Origin of the sequence: Paraburkholderia solisilvae, assembly GCF_902859875.1 — a bacterium.
Lineage (GTDB): Bacteria > Pseudomonadota > Gammaproteobacteria > Burkholderiales > Burkholderiaceae > Paraburkholderia > Paraburkholderia solisilvae.
Genome location: NZ_CADIKF010000016.1, coordinates 59,816 through 76,582 on the forward strand (window position 1 = coordinate 59,816; position 16,767 = coordinate 76,582).

The 16,767-nt window shown below is 61.9% G+C and carries 17 protein-coding genes; all 17 read left to right on the forward strand.

Annotation, left to right across the window (positions count from 1 at the left end):
* Window positions 1-110: 110 nt before the first annotated feature.
* The 17 genes from HV675_RS12190 (at window position 111) to HV675_RS12270 (ending at window position 16,763) form a co-directional block, all read left to right on the forward strand.
* Window positions 111-791 carry an amino acid ABC transporter permease gene (locus HV675_RS12190; RefSeq protein ID WP_175111168.1) on the forward strand — a complete coding sequence of 227 codons (681 nt, stop codon included), beginning with the start codon at window positions 111-113 and terminating at the stop codon, window positions 789-791.
* Complete coding sequence (locus HV675_RS12195; RefSeq protein WP_175111169.1) at window positions 788-1,438, forward strand: amino acid ABC transporter permease; 651 nt, start codon at window positions 788-790, stop codon at window positions 1,436-1,438. Before HV675_RS12190 ends, HV675_RS12195 begins: the two co-directional genes overlap by 4 nt.
* On the forward strand, window positions 1,425-2,144 hold the full coding sequence (locus HV675_RS12200; protein WP_175111170.1) for an amino acid ABC transporter ATP-binding protein: 720 nt from the start codon (window positions 1,425-1,427) through the stop codon (window positions 2,142-2,144). Before HV675_RS12195 ends, HV675_RS12200 begins: the two co-directional genes overlap by 14 nt.
* Before the next feature lie 525 nt (window positions 2,145-2,669).
* Complete coding sequence (locus HV675_RS12205; protein ID WP_175111171.1) at window positions 2,670-3,719, forward strand: porin; 1,050 nt, start codon at window positions 2,670-2,672, stop codon at window positions 3,717-3,719.
* Window positions 3,720-3,901: 182 nt separating this feature from the next.
* Window positions 3,902-4,648 (forward strand): GntR family transcriptional regulator, encoded by a 747-nt coding sequence (locus HV675_RS12210; protein ID WP_175111172.1) that lies wholly within the window; start codon window positions 3,902-3,904, stop codon window positions 4,646-4,648.
* The gene (locus HV675_RS12215) at window positions 4,645-5,430 is read left to right on the forward strand and encodes an ABC transporter ATP-binding protein (RefSeq protein ID WP_175111173.1); all 786 of its coding nucleotides are present in this window, start codon (window positions 4,645-4,647) and stop codon (window positions 5,428-5,430) included. Before HV675_RS12210 ends, HV675_RS12215 begins: the two co-directional genes overlap by 4 nt.
* Before the next feature lie 61 nt (window positions 5,431-5,491).
* Window positions 5,492-6,250, forward strand: coding sequence for an ABC transporter permease (locus tag HV675_RS12220; RefSeq protein ID WP_246270207.1), 759 nt, complete (start codon window positions 5,492-5,494; stop codon window positions 6,248-6,250).
* 63 nt (window positions 6,251-6,313) lie between these two features.
* Window positions 6,314-7,327 (forward strand): zinc-binding dehydrogenase, encoded by a 1,014-nt coding sequence (locus HV675_RS12225; protein ID WP_175111175.1) that lies wholly within the window; start codon window positions 6,314-6,316, stop codon window positions 7,325-7,327.
* A 12-nt stretch (window positions 7,328-7,339) separates the two neighbouring features.
* Complete coding sequence (locus HV675_RS12230) at window positions 7,340-7,786, forward strand: PaaI family thioesterase (RefSeq protein WP_175111176.1); 447 nt, start codon at window positions 7,340-7,342, stop codon at window positions 7,784-7,786.
* 19 nt (window positions 7,787-7,805) lie between these two features.
* On the forward strand, window positions 7,806-8,717 hold the full coding sequence (locus tag HV675_RS12235; RefSeq protein ID WP_175111177.1) for a VOC family protein: 912 nt from the start codon (window positions 7,806-7,808) through the stop codon (window positions 8,715-8,717).
* A complete protein-coding gene (locus HV675_RS12240; protein ID WP_175111178.1) occupies window positions 8,704-10,251 on the forward strand; it encodes a class I adenylate-forming enzyme family protein in 1,548 nt (515 codons plus the stop codon). The genes HV675_RS12235 and HV675_RS12240 overlap by 14 nt, the downstream gene beginning before the upstream one ends.
* A 43-nt stretch (window positions 10,252-10,294) precedes the next feature.
* The gene (locus HV675_RS12245) at window positions 10,295-11,890 is read left to right on the forward strand and encodes a UbiD family decarboxylase (RefSeq protein WP_175111179.1); all 1,596 of its coding nucleotides are present in this window, start codon (window positions 10,295-10,297) and stop codon (window positions 11,888-11,890) included.
* 75 nt (window positions 11,891-11,965) lie between these two features.
* A complete protein-coding gene (locus HV675_RS12250; protein ID WP_246270208.1) occupies window positions 11,966-12,973 on the forward strand; it encodes an ABC transporter substrate-binding protein in 1,008 nt (335 codons plus the stop codon).
* Window positions 12,974-13,209: 236 nt separating this feature from the next.
* On the forward strand, window positions 13,210-13,938 hold the full coding sequence (locus tag HV675_RS12255; RefSeq protein WP_175111180.1) for a GntR family transcriptional regulator: 729 nt from the start codon (window positions 13,210-13,212) through the stop codon (window positions 13,936-13,938).
* A 74-nt stretch (window positions 13,939-14,012) separates the two neighbouring features.
* Window positions 14,013-15,008 (forward strand): ABC transporter substrate-binding protein, encoded by a 996-nt coding sequence (locus HV675_RS12260; RefSeq protein ID WP_175111181.1) that lies wholly within the window; start codon window positions 14,013-14,015, stop codon window positions 15,006-15,008.
* Window positions 15,005-16,261: an aromatic ring-hydroxylating dioxygenase subunit alpha gene (locus HV675_RS12265; RefSeq protein WP_175111182.1), complete on the forward strand. Its 1,257-nt coding sequence runs from the start codon at window positions 15,005-15,007 to the stop codon at window positions 16,259-16,261. Before HV675_RS12260 ends, HV675_RS12265 begins: the two co-directional genes overlap by 4 nt.
* Window positions 16,254-16,763 carry an aromatic-ring-hydroxylating dioxygenase subunit beta gene (locus tag HV675_RS12270; RefSeq protein WP_175111183.1) on the forward strand — a complete coding sequence of 170 codons (510 nt, stop codon included), beginning with the start codon at window positions 16,254-16,256 and terminating at the stop codon, window positions 16,761-16,763. The genes HV675_RS12265 and HV675_RS12270 overlap by 8 nt, the downstream gene beginning before the upstream one ends.
* Window positions 16,764-16,767 lie beyond the last annotated feature (4 nt).

Consider the following 16,767-nt stretch of genomic DNA (forward strand, 5'->3'; position numbering starts at 1 on the left):
TCGATGGTTGTTGCGCGGCAGACGTAGGGCGGCGGTTTGAGCGCTCATGCCGCGCGCGTGCGCGCCGGCAGCGGCGCAAGATCGATCTTGTCGAACGGATTCCGTTTCTCATGAGTTATCAGCTTGAATTCAGCGACCTGGCCGCTTATGCCGGCCTGTTCGCAAGCGGCGCCGCCGTGACGCTCGGGCTCACCGCGGCTGCCACCGCACTCGGGTTCGCGGTCGGCGTGGGTGGCGCGGCCGCGTGCAACACGCGCGCACCGGGCCTCGCGTGGTTGCGCGGCGCGGTCGGCGTGTATGTCGAGGCGATCCGCAATACGCCGTTTCTTATCCAGCTATTTTTCCTGTTTTTCGGCTTGCCCGCGCTCGGCGTTCATATCGACGAATACGCAGCCGCGGTGCTCGCAATGACGCTCAACCTCGGCGCGTACAGCGTCGAGATCGTGCGCGCGGGCATGTCCGCCGTGCCGCGCGGCCATCTCGAGGCCGCTGCGGCATTGGCGATGTCGCCCGCACAGACGTTTCGCCATGTCGTGCTGCCGCAGGCATTCGCGAAAGTGTTTCCCGCACTGGTGAGTCAGATTGTCATCACGATGCTCGGCTCCGCTGTCGTCTCGCAGATCTCGGTCGCGGATCTCACCTACGCGGCAAGCTATATCCAGTCGCGCAATTTTCGCGCATTCGAGACGTACTTCGTGATTACGCTCGCGTATCTCGGGCTTGCGCTGCTGCTGCGCTTTGCGCTGAATGCCGCCGGCCAGCGTCTGTTCGCGCGGAGAACCTGGCGATGATCGAATTCACGTTCTGGCAGATTCTGGAGAATCTTTTGCTCGCGGCGCGCTGGACGATCGTGCTGTCGCTCGTTTCCTTCATTGCCGGTGGAATCGTCGGCGTCGCGCTACTGGTCATGCGAGTGTCGAACTCGCGATGGCTGCGTGCAATCGTGCGCGTCTACATCGAGATCTTTCAGGGCACGCCGCTACTGATGCAGATATTCGTGGTCTTCTTCGGCCTTCCGCTTGCCGGCATCGACGTTGAACCGTGGCTCGCCGCAACGCTTGGCCTGACGTTTTTCACGAGCGCCTATCTGGCCGAGATCTGGCGAGGGTGCGTCGAAGCAATCCCGAAAGGGCAATGGGAGGCATCGGAGAGTCTCGCGATGAACTACTTCGAACAGCTTCGGCATGTGATTCTGCCGCAGGCGGCACGCATCGCGATTGGGCCTACCGTCGGCTTCGGCGTGCAAGCGATCAAAGATACCGCGCTCGTCTCGATCATCGGCTTCACCGAGCTCACGAAGGTCGGCGCGGCCATATCGAACGCGACGTTTAGACCGTTCCTCGTGTACGGACTCGTCGCAGTCATCTATTTCGTACTCTGTTATCCGCTCACGCTGTCTGCGCGTGCGCTACAAAGGAAATGGCATGCCGCTCGTTGAAGCCAAAGGTGTGGAAAAGAATTTCGGCACGAATCAGGTCCTGAAAGGCATCGACTTCGCGGTCGAGCGCGGGCAGGTGGTGACGATCATCGGGCGCAGCGGGTCGGGCAAGAGCACGTTCCTGCGCACGCTGAACGGGCTCGAAGGGATCGACGCCGGTACGATCGAAATAGACGGCGAGCACATCGATGCGCGGCATGCGGATCTGCGCGCGCTACGCAAGAAAGTCGGCATGGTGTTCCAGCAATACAACCTGTTCCCGCATCTGTCCGTGGGGCAGAACGTCGCGCTCGCGCAGACCGTCGTGAAGAAGACGCATCGCGACAAGGCGTATGCCGTCGCTGAAACCATGCTCGAACGGGTCGGCCTCGCGGACAAGTTCGACGCTTATCCTGAGCAGTTGTCGGGCGGCCAGCAGCAGCGCGTCGCGATCGCGCGTGCACTCGCGATGAAGCCGGCCGTGCTGCTTTGCGACGAGATTACCTCGGCGCTCGACCCGGAACTGGTCGCCGAAGTGCTGGGCGTAGTCGAGAGCCTTGCACATGAGCACATGACGCTGATCATGGTCACGCATGAAATGCGCTTCGCCAAAGCGGTCAGCGATCGCGTCGTATTCATGCATCAAGGACGCGTATGGGAAAGCGGCAAGCCCGAGGACATCTTCGAACGGCCGTCGACCGTGGAGTTGCGGCGTTTCATCCAGTGACGCGCGTAAAGCCGCCTGCCTGACCGCGTTACAACGCACACGTTCCGTGCGCACTCCTCGCCATGAATGGCAGGCGGATCCTGCCGTTCATGCATCACCACTCTCCGGTTTGATTGGCCGGCTGCCAGGATTCGCTTCTTCGAGCCGCTGACCTCCGCCTGCGCAAAGCGATCGTCACGACAGACGGCTTCTCTCGTACATCGACAGCTTCGACGCCGCGGCGACGATACCTGAATATCGCGCAGATAAACCGTCGCGAATCTTCTCGCACATCCGTTCTCTTCCCTCATTTTTTCGCTCTTCGTGAGCATTTCACGGCGAAAAAATATTGAAATTCTTCTTGTGCCGGATTTTTTTGTCATTCTAAATTCCCCGAAACGAACGATCTACCTGTTGCTCGTGAGCATCTCACAGAGCACTCGATAAAGCGCATGGAAATATCCCGATCGGAAAAGCAATTTATTTTATGTTCAATATTATTAGGTATCCAAATTTAAATATATTCATACAACCGGATTTTGGAAAATGATTAAATTAAAACCAGGCTGTTCAGCGGCTGTGCTCGTGCTTGCGGCGATCGCGTCCAAACCCGCCTGTGCGGAAGTCACGCTCTACGGAATTCTCGACACGTTTGTCGGCTACACCAACGCCGGCGGCAAGGGCGCGCAGACCGCGGAACAGAGTGGCGGACTCTACGCAAGCCGGGTGGGGCTGAGAGGGAGTGAGGACCTGGGCGGCAGCCTGCGTGCGACGTTCGACCTCGAGAACGGCATTCTGACCAACAACGGCTCGGCCACGAATTCGACGCAGGCGTTCAGCCGCAACGCGTGGGTGGGTCTCGCGAGCCGCTACGGTGAAGTGCGCTTTGGCCTGCAGAATTCCGCGCTGCTGATCATGCACAGCAGGTTCGATGCATTCAACGGCGGCACATATGGCTCTCTGCTGCACAACGCATCGACGTTCACGTTCCGGTACAACAACATGATCACGTACTGGTCGCCGAATGTGGCGGGCTTCACCTTTTCCGGCGGTGTGAGTCTGGGTGGCCAGACATCGCCGCACGATGCGTTGAATGCGTACGTGGGTGCGATCGACTACCAGCGCGGTCCGGTTTACCTCGGCGTAAGTCACGCCGAGCAGAACGGCGCAAACGGCGAGGTGCTGACGAAAACCACCTTCGCCGGCGGCAGCTATCAGTTCGGCAATCTGACCGGCTACGTTGGCTTCTATCGCGGCAACAACCTGGGCGCGAATCTCAACACGAATGTCGCGGGCACCTATCACAGCGTGTACTGGCTATCGGCCGGATACATGGTTACGCCTGCATTACACCTGATGGCAGGCATTGGCTATGTGCAGGACAGCACTGCGCAACATGACAACGCCGGCGAGGTCAGCATCGGCACGTACTACAACCTGAGCAAACGCACGCTTCTTTACGCGACCGTGGCTCGGCTCGTCAACCGTCATGGTGCGAGCTACGCGCTGATCGGGAATGGGCCGTTCACGCCCAATACACCGGCTCGCGGTGAAGGCGTTACCGGCGCTCAATTGGGCATCGTGCAGTTTTTCTAACGATGGGAATCGCGATCGCAGAGGAATGCACGTTCGAACGAATGCGCCTGCTTTTTCTCATCTGAGCAGCTCAAAAGCATTCAATTTTTTCGCGTGCAATTTTTTTATGGCTGTTCTAAGTTAACTCAACGCCTGCCCAGTAGTACGTCTGTGAGCAGCTCACGAGTCGAAGGAGAGATGTCGTGAAAGAGTCAGCCGTAGCGTTGCCTGTGCAGTTGATCGATTGTTCGAGCGAAGCGAAGCTGCTTAGCGAGCGTGCGTGCTCAACCATCCGGCATGACATTCTGTCGTGTGTGATCGAGCCCTCGGCGACACTGACTGAAGCTTCGCTGATGACGCGTTACGGAATCGGCAAGGCGACTTGCCGGGTTGCGCTGCAGCGGCTCGCACAGGAAGGTTTTTTGCGAGCGGTGCCGCGGCAGGGCTACGTGGTGCGGCCGATCACGCTGAAAGACGTCGAGGAAGTATTCGCACTGCGGTTGCAGCTCGAACCGCTTTCCGCGCGGCTTGCGTCGGGCAGGGCCGATATCGGTCTCTTGAAGGGACTCGAACGCGCTTGCCGTAACGACGATGTTTCTCTCGGCATCAGCAACCGCATCGGCATTTTCATGGATGCAAACGCGGCCTTTCATATGGCGATCGCGGAATCGTCGGGCAACAGCCGGCTCGTGAAGACCTTGGGCGGCTTGCTCAACGAGATGGCGCGGCTCGTTGCGCTTGGCTTTGGCGTGCAGAACACGAAGCCTGAAATACGTCACGACCACACAAAGATGATCGAGGCGCTCGAAAGCGGCAACGGACGCCGCGCTGAACAGATCGCTTACAGGCACGTCGCGACGTTTCGCGACATGACAATGGAGAAAGTGATGGCCAGTCTCAGAGACACCCACGCCGGCTCACCGATCGTGCCGTTGCGAGGCACGCGATGAGCGCGTTGCCGATGCGGGCGATGGCGGCAACGCTTGCGAGCGAACCGGTACGCGTTGCGGTCGAGCTGGCGCATGTATCGAAGCGCTACGGCAAGCTGGACGTGCTCGACGACATTTCGCTTGCGGCGCCGGTCGGCTCGGTGCTGGCCATCGTCGGCGCATCCGGCTGCGGCAAGAGCACGCTGCTGAACATCATCGCCGGGCTCGTGAAGGCCGATAGCGGCAAGATGCGAATCGACGGGGTGGCGGGCAAGCGCTCCGAGGACACGCGCGTGATCGGCTACATGTTTCAGGAGGACCGGCTGCTCCCGTGGCGCACGATTGCCGCCAACGCGGAATTCGGGCTCGAGGCGGGGTCGCTCAATGCAAACGTGCGCCGCGAGCGCGCGCTCGAAATGCTGCATATGACCGGCCTCCAGGGTTTCGAAAACGCGTATCCGCACGAACTGTCCGGCGGCATGCGCAGCCGCGTCGCGCTTGCGCGCAGCCTCGTCGTCAAGCCTTATATCCTGCTGATGGACGAGCCGTTCTCGAAGCTCGACCCGCAGATGCGCTCGCAAATGCACGCCGAACTCCTGCGCGTGCGCGAACAGCTGAAGATGACCGTTGTGTTCGTCACGCACGACGTCGAAGAGGCAATCGTGCTGGCCGACCGTGTCGTCGTGCTGCGGCCTCGCCCAGGACGGGTGCGCGACGTGCTCGATATCGAACTCGCGCGTCCCCGCAACCCGCTTGCGGCTGAAGTAGCCGAAACCGTGCGCCATGTGCGCGCCCTTATCTAAGGACAATGCGATGTCATCCGTTTTCGCAGCACGCTCTGCTTCGCCGACGCGATCCGCACGGATGGGTGGGCTTATACGCGTCGCGTTGCAGCGTCTGTCGCTTGTCGCAATCTTGCTGGTGTTATGGTGGCTCGCCGCGCAACGCGTACCGGCGTTCATTTTGCCGGGTATCGGCAAAACCTGGGACGCGTTGCGCGAACTCATCGCGTCCGGCACCTTCACCGAAGATCTGGGCATCACGTTGTACCGCGTTGTCGCGGGCTTCCTGCTTGCTGCGCTGATCGGCGCGCCGCTCGGTATTCTGCTCGGTTCGAACCGGCGCCTCGGTCTGTACTTCGAACCGGCACTCTCGGTGCTCAATACGGTTTCCGCGGCTATCTGGGCAATCTTCGCGCTGATCTGGTTCGGCATCTCGAACGGCACGACGATCTTCGTGGTGTTCATGGAAGCGATGCCGCTGATCCTGACCAACGTCTGGCAGGGTTCGCAAAGCGTCAACGCGGAGTACGTGGAACTCGCACGCAGCTTCCAGATGTCGCGTGCCAAGGTGATGGCGAAAATCTATGTTCCGACCGTGCTGCCGTACTTCTTTTCAGGCGCGCGGCTCGCATTCGGGTTCGGCTGGCGGGTGTCGCTCGTTGCCGAAACGATCGGCTCGTCCAATGGCGTCGGCTACCGGCTGCGCCAGGCCGCGGACCTCGTGCAGACCGACCAGGTCTTTGCGTGGACACTGACGTTGATTGTGTTAATGGTCTTGCTCGAATACGGCATTCTGAAACCGATCGAGAACTATCTGTTCCGTTGGAAGAAGCGGGTGTGATCCGCTGACAGGAACCCATCAAGACACTGGATAATTACTTCCGCTATATATATAGGATTCCATATGAGTGAAAAGATGAAAGCGCTGATTCTCGATGAACACGGCGATGTCGACAAGTTGCGAGTCGGCGAAAAGCCGATGCCGAGGGCGATCGCGCAGCACGTCGTGATTCGCGTGCGTGCGTCGTCGTTCAACTACCACGACGTGTTCACCGTCCGAGGCATGCCCGGCATCAAGGTGCCTTTGCCGGTCGTGATCGGGCTCGACATGGCGGGGGAGATCGTCGAAGTCGGCGACGATGTCGAAGGATGGAAGGTCGGCGCGCGCGTGCTCGTGAACCCGCTCAATAAAAAGAAAGGCCTGATGGGCGAAATGCTCGACGGCGGCATGGCCGAGTATTGCCTCGTCGCTGCCGATCAATTGATCGCGATGCCCGACGAAGTGAGCTTCGAACAGGCAGCGTCGTTGCCGGTCGCCTATGGCACCGCGCACCGGATGCTCGTCACGCACAAGACGATCAAGGCGGGCGACCGCGTCGTGATTCTCGGCGCGAGCGGCGGCGTCGGCACGGGCTGCGTCGTGCTCGCCAAGATGCTCGGCGCCGAAGTCGTGGCCGCGGCGGGCAGCGCCGATAAGGCCGAGCGGCTGAAGGCGCTTGGCGCCGACCACGTGATCAACTACAAGGAAGCCGATTTTTCGAAGTGGGTCATCGAAAAATACGGCAAGCCGCAGCGCCGCAGCTATGAAGGCGGCGCGGACGTCGTGGTCAATTTCACGGGCGGCGACACGTGGGTGCCGTCGCTCAGATGCATCAAGCGCGGCGGCAGTCTGCTCGTCTGCGGCGCGACGGCCGGACACGATCCGAAAGAGGATTTGCGCTACATCTGGAGCTTCGAGATCCGTGTGATCGGCTCGAACAGTTTCTATGACGACAACCTGTCCGCATTGATGGAGTTGATCCGCACGAAACAGATTTCCGTGCAGATCGACAAGGTGCTGCCGCTCGAACAGGCGGCAGAGGGGCTGCGCATGATTCGCGATCGCGAAGTGCTCGGCAAGATCGTCGTTACGCCTTAAGCGGGGGCCGGCATGACAGAAGCGAAACAACTGGAAGCCGCAGACGTCGAAGCGATGCTCACGCGCGGTCCCTATCATCAATGGCTCGGTTTGCGGGTGCTGAGCGTCGGCGACGGGGAAATCGAAATCGCGGCGAAATGGCGCGAAGAATGGGTGGTGAACCCGGAGCGACGCTATACGCACGGCGGAATTCTGGCGGCGCTCGTCGATCTGACCGCGGACTGGGCGCTGGTGTCGAAAACCGGCAGAGGCGTACCGACGATCGACCTGCGTGTCGACTATCACCGCGCAGCGATGCCGGGCGATCTGGTCGCGCGCGGCAAGGTCGTCAAGTTCGGCAGCTCCGTGTCGGTCGCGGAGGCCGCCATTTATGACCAGTCGGGCGTGTTGCTCGCGAGCGGCCGCGGCGTCTACTCGACCGCGCCGGCGCCGGTTGCCGCTCCCGTGTCGAAAGCGTGACGTCGGCGTGAGTCTGCGTATGAACACGAGCACGTCGAGTGCACCCGGGCAGACGCTCGATCACGTCGTCGTCAACGCGATGTTCGACATCGACGCCGCGGCGGCCTGCTTTGCCGAACTCGGCTTCGCACTGACGCCGCGCGGTTATCACTCGCTCGGCTCCGTCAACCATCTGATGATGTTCGGCGACCACTACCTCGAACTGGTCGGTTTGCCGGCCGGTTCGATGCGGCTGCGGCGCGAAATACTCGAAAGCCGCCTCGGCATCGACGGGCTCGTGTTCAGAACGGACGACGCGAGCGCGACATATGCAAGGCTGATCGCCGCGCACCTCCACGCAACCGAACCTCAATCGTTCTCGCGACCAGTGGAAATCGACGGCGTCGAACAAGTGGCGAAGTTCGCGACGACGCGCCTCGAGCCTGGTGAACTGTCCGCGGGACGCGTCTATTTTTGCGAGCATCTGACGCCGCAATGGGTGTTTCGCGATGAATGGACGAAGCATCCGAATCGCGCAACGCGGCTTGCCGAACTCGTGGTGGTGAGCGCGGATCCGCACAGTGAAGCGCAACGCTATGCATTGACGGCCGGCGAGGACAGCGTGACGGCCACGCCAGGTAGCGCCGGTGTGCGATTGAGCCTGCGCGGCTTCGATTTACGGTTCGTCGGCGAAGCCGCGTATCAAGCCCGCTACGGGCCGCTTGCGTGCCACGCCGCCGGCCGTGCGAGCTACTTCGGCGCGCTCGTGGTCGAAACCGCCGGACTGCGTTCCGTGCGGGAGAAACTGGCGTCGATGGCGCAACGCGACCCCGCATCGGTGAAGGTTGCGCACGCAACGACAGGCGACGGCGTAGCGGCCGTTCGCGTGCTGCTTTCCCCACTCAACACTTTGATCGAATTTATCGGAACTGTCGAACATGCACATTCCTGAGAATCTCGGCGACCTGATCGACACCGCACGCGATCCGCACAAGCTCGCGCTGGTCGCGCTCGGGGACCTGGACGAAACGGAGGACGGCTGGCGCGATACGCGCATCACGTATGGCGAACTCGATGCGCTCGCCAACGGCGTCGCGCGAGCCCTCGAACGGCGAGGACTGGCACGCGGGCAGCGCGTCGCGATTCTGGCCGCCAATTGCGCGGAGTACGTGGCGGCGTTGCTCGGCATCATGCGCGCGGGGCTGGTCGCGACGCCGGTCAACTTCAGGTTTCCGCAAGCGCTGTCGACCTTCGTGATACGCGACAGCGACGCGCAACTGGTGTTTTGCGATGCGGCGCGGCTCGCCGATTGCCCGGCCGATCTGCCGACCGTGGTGTTCGATACGGACGGCGCCGACGGGTTTGCGTCGTTCGTGGACCCTGGCGCGTACGACGCGGTCAGACCGGAGCCGGGCGCGCCGGCGATGTTTCTCTATACGTCAGGTTCCACCGGCAAACCCAAAGGCGTGATGCTGTCGCACGACAGCCATCTGTGGGTCGCGCGTACGCGCGCCGCCGCGCAGCCGCCGCAGGCGCATCGCTTCCTCGTCGCGGCGCCGCTTTATCACATGAATGCGCTGACGCTGGTGCTGATGTCGTTACACGGCCACGGCACGGTGGTGCTGCTGCCTCAGTTCAAGGCACGTGCCTACATCAGCGCGATCGAGCGCTATGGCGTCACATGGCTCACGTCGGTTCCGCCGATGATCGCGATGATGCTGCGTGAACCCGATCTGCTCGCGCGCACCGATCTGGCGTCGGTGCGTTTTATCCGGATGGGCTCGGCGCCGGTCGGCGAAAGCCTGCTCGCGCAGATTGCTGCGGTGTTCCCGAATGCAAAAGTAACGAACGTCTATGGAACCACCGAAGGCGGTCCGATCGTGTTCGGCCCGCATCCGGACGGCCTCGAGCCGCCGCCGCTTTCGGTCGGCTACCCGCATCCCGAAGTACGGGTGAGGCTGCTTGATGTGCCCGAAGGCGCGTCTGAAAGCGGCGCCGCGACCGGCGTGCTGGCGGTCAAAAGCCCGGCCGTCATGCTCGGCTATCACAACCGCAAGGATCTGCCGGTGCCGCTGACCGACGACGGCTTCTATGTGACGGGAGACGTGTTTCATCGCGACGAGCAGGGCTTTTACACATTCGTCGGCCGCGCGGACGACATGTTCGTTTCCGGCGGCGAGAACATTTTCCCCGGCGAAGTCGAACGCATGCTCGAAACGCACCCCGCTATCGCGCAGGCCTGTGTCGTGCCGGTCAACGACGACATCAAGGGCACCAAACCGGTGGCATTCGTCGTGCGCCGCGCGGGCAGTGCGCTGACCGAGGACGACGTGAAGCAATACGCCCTCGCGCACGCACCGGCGTATCAGCATCCGCGGCGGGTCTGGTTCATCGATACGCTGCCGCTCGCGTCGACCAACAAGATCGATCGGGCGGTATTGAAGCACACCGCCCATGCGGAATTGTCCGCAAGCGGAGCCGCCTGATGTCCAGGCCGAACTTCGCATTCACCTCATCGAGGAGACCGGCATGAAAGAAAATTTTCGCGAGTTTCTGGAGCGGCTCAGGGCCGGCCAGGAATTGATCGACATCCGTCAGTCAGTCGATATCCGGCACGTCGGTACGCTCGTCGACCAGAGCGACAAGGCGCTGCTGTTCCATAACGTGATCGGCTACGGGATGCCGCTGCTGTCCGGCATCATCCGCACGCAGAAGCGCGCAATGATGGCGATGGGCTGCGACAGTTACTTCGAAATCGAGAAGATGCTGCAGCGTGGCATTCAGAATCCGATCGCGCCCATCTATGTCGACACCTCGCCGACCAGGGACGTGATTCTCAAGGGCGACGATGTCGATCTGTTCCGCCTGCCCATTCCGATGTCGTCGATTTTCGATGGCGGCCCGATGATCACGGCGGGCATCGTGATCTCGCGCGATCCGGAATACGGCCTGAACAGCGGCATATATCGCTTCATGGTGAAGGAAAAGGCGCTGACCGGCATCGACATCGTGACGCCGAACAATATGCGCATGTTCGCGCAGCGCGCCTATCAGCAGGGCAAGCCCTGTCCGATTTCGATTTCGATCGGCAACCACCCGATGGAGATCATGGGGGCGGGCTACCGTGCGCCGATCGGCGTCGACGAAATGGCGATCGCGGGCGGCATTCGCGGCACGCCGGTCGAACTCGCGCCGTGCGAGACCGTGGATCTGCCGTATATCGCGGACTCCGAAGTTGTGATCGAAGCGGAAATCCTGCCGACCGGATGGACCCAGCCCGAAGGCCGTTTCGGCGAATTCACCGCGTTGATGGGCGGCTTGCACTGGAACCCGAACGTGCGCATCAAGGCGATTTTGCATCGGCGCGACGCCATGTACTACTCGCTGCATATGCCGTGGGAGAACACCTGGCTCGCCGCGCCGACCCGTTATCAGGCGATTCGCAGCGCATTGCGCACCGCGGGCGTGCAGGTCAAGGACATCAACGTCACGCTCGGCGGCCGCGCGTTCTGGCACGCGGTGATTTCCATCCGCAAGCAGGCGGGCGAGGGGAAGAATGCGCTGCTCGCGGCGCTTTCGGTGATGGACCTCAAGCACGTGGTGGTGGTCGACGACGACATCGACGTATTCAACGGCGAGGAGGTCGAATGGGCGATCGCCACGCGCGTGCAGGGCGATCGCGATCTGATCGTGATTCCAGGCGCTCGCGCGAAACCGCTCGATCCGAGCTTGCCGGTCATGCCGCCCGGACAGGTGCCGACGGGCGCGAAAGTGGGCATCGACGCGACGATTTCCGAAGGCATTCCGCACGAACGCTATGAGCGAATCTCCTATGCGTACGCGGATACCGCGCACATCGCCGACTACATCGCGGGCAAAGCCGACGAGGGAGCGGTGTCCGGCCCCGGCAAGGTCGAAGATGCGGCCCGGGATGCGCTGGCGTCGATCGGCGAAACCCCGCTCTACTACACGGCGCTTGCCGAACGTCTTTCCGGTTACGACTTCCAGACGCTTGCGCGCGCACTGGGGCTGCTGCATGAGCGCGGGCAGATCTGGAAAACCGCGGAAGGCAAGCTGTGCATCCGCGGTTCGCGCTTCGACGCGGTGCCGCCGGCTGCACGGTAATAGAAGGCAGCCGGCAATTCACCTTCAACCGGGGTCGCGCCGCTGCGGCGCGCGCCTCTTTAAAGAAGAGCGGACATGATGCATTTTCACAAGCATGCGTCGCGGCTGTTGTGCGCCGCGGCGTTTTGCCTCGTTTCGATCGCCGTACAGGCCGCGCCGCTTCGTATCGGCTATTGGACAAGCGGTGTGAGCCTCGGTCTCGGCGCGGTGCTCGAGACGGGCGATTTCCTCAAGAAAGCGGGCATCGACGACGTGCGCTTCGTGCACTTCGCTGAAGTCAACGCGCCGGCAAGCGGGCTCGCGGCCAATGTGATCGACATCAGCTTCAGCGTGGCCGGCGCGAGCGCATTCAGCATCGCGGCGAGCGGCGTGCCGATCAGGATATTCGGCGCCACGGCGCCGGCGGACGTGACCTTCGTTGCGCCTGCAACGTCTCCGGTGACATCGCTTGCCGCCTTGCGCGGCAAGAAGATCGGCATGTCGCCCGCGGGCAGTTCGGTGGCGCTGATGACGGCCGCGGTGCTGCGCGCGAACTACGGCTTCACGCCGGCGGATTACGCGCTCGTGCCCGGCAATGAGGCCCGGCTTGCGCAGTTTCTTGCGCAGCAGCAGGTAGATGCGGCCGCGTTGCGCTCGGTCACCGTCGCGCAGTTGACGGAGGTCAAAACGAAACGGCTCGGCACGCTGGCCGACGAATGGCGCAAGCTCACGCACTCGAACGCGATGCCGTACCTCGGCGTCGGTGCTGCGCGCAGCGAACTGGTTCAGCGCGATCCGCAAACGGTGGCGAAATTTATCGTCGCGATTCATAACGCGATCGCATGGGGCAATGCGCATCCGGACCAGGTCGCCGCGATTCTGCAGAAAGTCGCGAATCTGCCGGCTAACGATGCGCGTATTTATGCCGCGCATTGGGCCGAACTCAACACCATTTCGTTCGAGCCAGCCGATATCGAAACGCTCAAGCGCGAACAGCAGATTTTCGCGGCAAGCGGCACGATCAAGGGGACGCTGCCGCAGGATGTATTCGACAGCGGGCCGTATCAGCTCGCGGCGAAGATCATCGCCGCGCAGAAGCCGTAAGCGCTATGCGCGGCCCGAATCGATTACACGCCTGGCAGGGTGCTCGATCTGTTTGACATGGATGCCCGCATGGTGCGCCGGTGGCAAGGAACCGTTAGTTGAATCGAAAATATTTTGACCGCTGTACTTCGAAAATTGCCTCTCTTAGAATGGGTTTCAAAGGCTGTGAGGTGCTCACAAAATCACGTAAGCCTAACAAACGAAACAACAACGACGGGTGAGTAAAGCGAGGTCCTATGCGAGCAAAGATCGTATCAGCGGGTAAGGCGGCGGGCGAGAGCATGCTGCTTGGCGAATCGACGTATATCGCCATCCGGCAGGCCATTCTGTCCTGCACATTGCAGCCGGGCAGCATGCTGACTGAAGCGGAATTGATGGATCGATACGGCGTCGGCAAGTCCACCTGCCGTCTTGCGCTTGCGCGCCTGACGCACGACGGCCTCGTTCGCTCGGTGCCGCGGCATGGCTACGTGGTCGTGCCGGTCACGCTGAAGGACGTCGAGGAAGTATTCGCGTTGCGCCTGATTCTCGAACCGGAAGCGGCGCGGCTTGCGGCCGGCCAGGTCGACGCGAAGGCCCTGATGCGGATCGACAAGGCCGCGCGCGGCAATACCGCGTCGAAGAATCACGGTAATCAGATCGGTTTCTTTCTCGATGGAAATCGCGCGTTTCACTTGCATATAGCGATGGCGTCCGGCAACGAACGTCTCGCTCGCAATATCTCGGTGCTGTTCGACGAAATGGCGCGGCTGGTCGCACTCGGCTTCAGCGACGAAGACGACAGCCCCGAGATTTCCGGGGATCACCGGCTGCTTGCCGAAGCGCTCGGCGCCGGGGATGGCAAGACTGCATCGCGCATCGCGCGGCGGCATGTCGAACGGTTTCGCGACATGACGATGGAGCGCGTATTGCGCAGCATGAAGCAGGACTTCGAGCACGCACCGCTGATGGCGATAGGGAAGTAGGCGCGCAGCAGGATTCGGGTCCTCGATTCGAGGTGTCTCACTCAGGCCGCATGGCCGCACTCGCGTTCGACACAATGAAGATATCTCGCGTGATCTCGCAGTTTCTGGCGGTGTGCATCTTCGCGCTCGGCGCCGTGCGCGGCGCCGCGGCGACCGAATTGCGCGTCGGCTACTGGACGAGCGGCATCAGCCTCGGCTTCGGCGCCGTGCTCGAAGCGCAGAAGTTCTTCGAGAAGCAGGGCCTGCAGGTGAAGTTCGTGCATTTCCCTGATGTGAACGGCCCCACCACGGCACTCGCTTCCAACGCGATCGATCTCGCGTTCGGTGCGAGCCTCGCCGGCGCATTCAGCCTTGCGCAGCAGGGCGTGCCGGTGCGCATCGTCGCGGCCACGCAGCTCGTCGACGCCGAACTTGTCGTGCTTGCCGATTCGCCGATTCGCAGCCCCGCCGAACTGCGCGGCAGGAAGATCGGCATGTCGCCGCTCGGCAGCGGGACGACCGGTGTCAGCACCGCGGTGCTCGACGGCAACTATGGGCTGAAGCTGGCCGATTACCGGCTGGTGGCGGGTGACGAGCCCCGTCTCGCGCAGTTTCTGCTGCAGAAGAACGTCGATGCCGCGGTGATGCGCCCGACGACGGTCGCGCAAGTGGCCGACCGCGCGACCCGGATTCGCGTGCTCGGCACCTTGTCCGACCAGTGGAAGCAGATGACGCGGTCGTCGTCGCCGCCGTATATCGGCGTAGCGGTGATGCGTGACGAGTGGCTGAAAAGCAATCCGGCCGACGCGGCAAAGGTGCTGGCGGCGATGCGCGAAGCGGTGCAATTCGGCGCTGCGAATCCGGATGCGGTCGTGTCGATCATGAAGAAGGCGGCCAACCTGAACGATAGCGGCGCGCGCTTTTACGGCGAGCACTGGACCACGATGAACACGGTCGCACTCGGGCCGGACGACATCGCCACGCTCAAGCGAACGTTCGACGTATTCAAGGCGGCGGGCACGCTAAAGGGCGATCTGCCCGCGGATCTGTTCTACCCGAAACCCTATGTTGACGCGGAGAAAATGAAATGACGACGAGTTCCGTCGCGCTGCCGGCCAGCAGAATCGTATGGCCTGCCGAGGGCATGACGCGCGTGCCGCTGCGCGTGTTTTCCGATACGCACACCTATGAACGCGAGCAGGACGCGGTGTTTCGCGGTCCGACTTGGAGTTTCCTCTGCCTCGACATCGAGATACCGAACGCCGGCGATTACGTTACGACGAAAATCGGGCACACGTCCGTGATCGTCGTGCGGCACGAGGACGGCGGCATCCGCGCGTTGGTGAACAAGTGCGTGCATAAAGGTTCGGTGCTGTGCTACGAAGCGCAGGGCCATCGCAAACGGCCGAACTTCGTATGCCCGTACCACAACTGGGTGTACAACTTCGAAGGAGCGCTCACGAGCGTCGCATTCGAAAAAGGTGTGCAGGGCAAGGGCGGTATGCCCGACGATTTCGACAAGACGCAGTTCCGTCTGACCACATTGCGCGTCGCAAGCATCCGCGGTCTCGTGTTCGGCTCGTTTTCCGATGCGGCGCCGCCGCTCGAAGACTACCTCGGTCCGACGATGGTCGCGCACATCGAGCGCACGCTATACGGCAAGTTGAAGATTCTCGGCCGCTACAGCCAGGTGATGCACAACAACTGGAAGCTGTACGTCGAGAATAGCCGCGACAACTATCACCCGAGCCTGCTGCACGCATTCTTCTCGACCTTCAAGATCAACCGCCTGTCGGCGGAGGGCGGCACGTTGCAGGACGACGCCAGCCGGCATCACATCACGTTTACGAAGCGCTTCACGGACGCCGGCGATGCCGTGTACGACTCCGGCATCATCCGCGCGATGCGCGACGACTTCGGGTTGAAAGACCCATCGCTGATCGATCAGTGGATGGAGTACCCGGACCAGATCACCAACGCGATCCAGAGCATCTTCCCCGGTTTCGTGCTGCATCAGATCATGAACTCGATCGGCGTGCGTCAGGTGGTGCCGCTCGCGGTCGACCGCTGCGAGTTGATCTGGACGGTACTTGGTTTCGAGGAAGACACGCCGGAACAGACGCTGATCCGCCGTAAGCAGAGCAATCTCGTCGGTCCGGCCGGGTTTGTGTCGATGGAGGACGGCACGATCGGCGCCTTCGTCGAAAAGGGCATTCGCGGCGACCTCGACGATGCGGCGGTGATCGAGATGGGCGGCAAGGGCACCGGGCCGATGGCGACCCGCGCGACGGAGACGTCGGTACGCGGCTTCTGGAAATTTTACCGGGAATTGATGCATGTCTAGTACGACCACGCGTTTTCCAGACATCGAAGTCGATGCGCGCATTCAGGCGTGCATCAGCCGCCTGAATGCGCACTATTGCAGCGCGATCGACAACGGCGATCTCGACCGGTGGCCCACGTTCTTTGCCGACGATTGCACGTATCGCATTCTGACCCGCGCCGATTTCGACGCGGGCCGCGATTTCGGCATCTGGTTCTGCAACACGCGCGGCATGCTGCTCGATCGAGTCAGTTCGATACAGTCGGTCAACGTGTTCGAGCCGCACGTGTATCGCCACGTGATCGGCCCGACGGAAATCACGGGCATCGACGCGGACGGCACGATTCGTTGCGAAACCAGCTATATGGTCGTACGCACGGGCTACGAGGGCGCGATGGTGGTCTTCAGTGCCGGCCGGTACGTCGACGCGGTGAGCATGGAAGGCGACGCGGCGCTCTTGCGAGAACGCACGGTGGTGACCGATTCGTGCCGCTACGATACGCTCGTCGCGTTGCCTTTGTGACGGG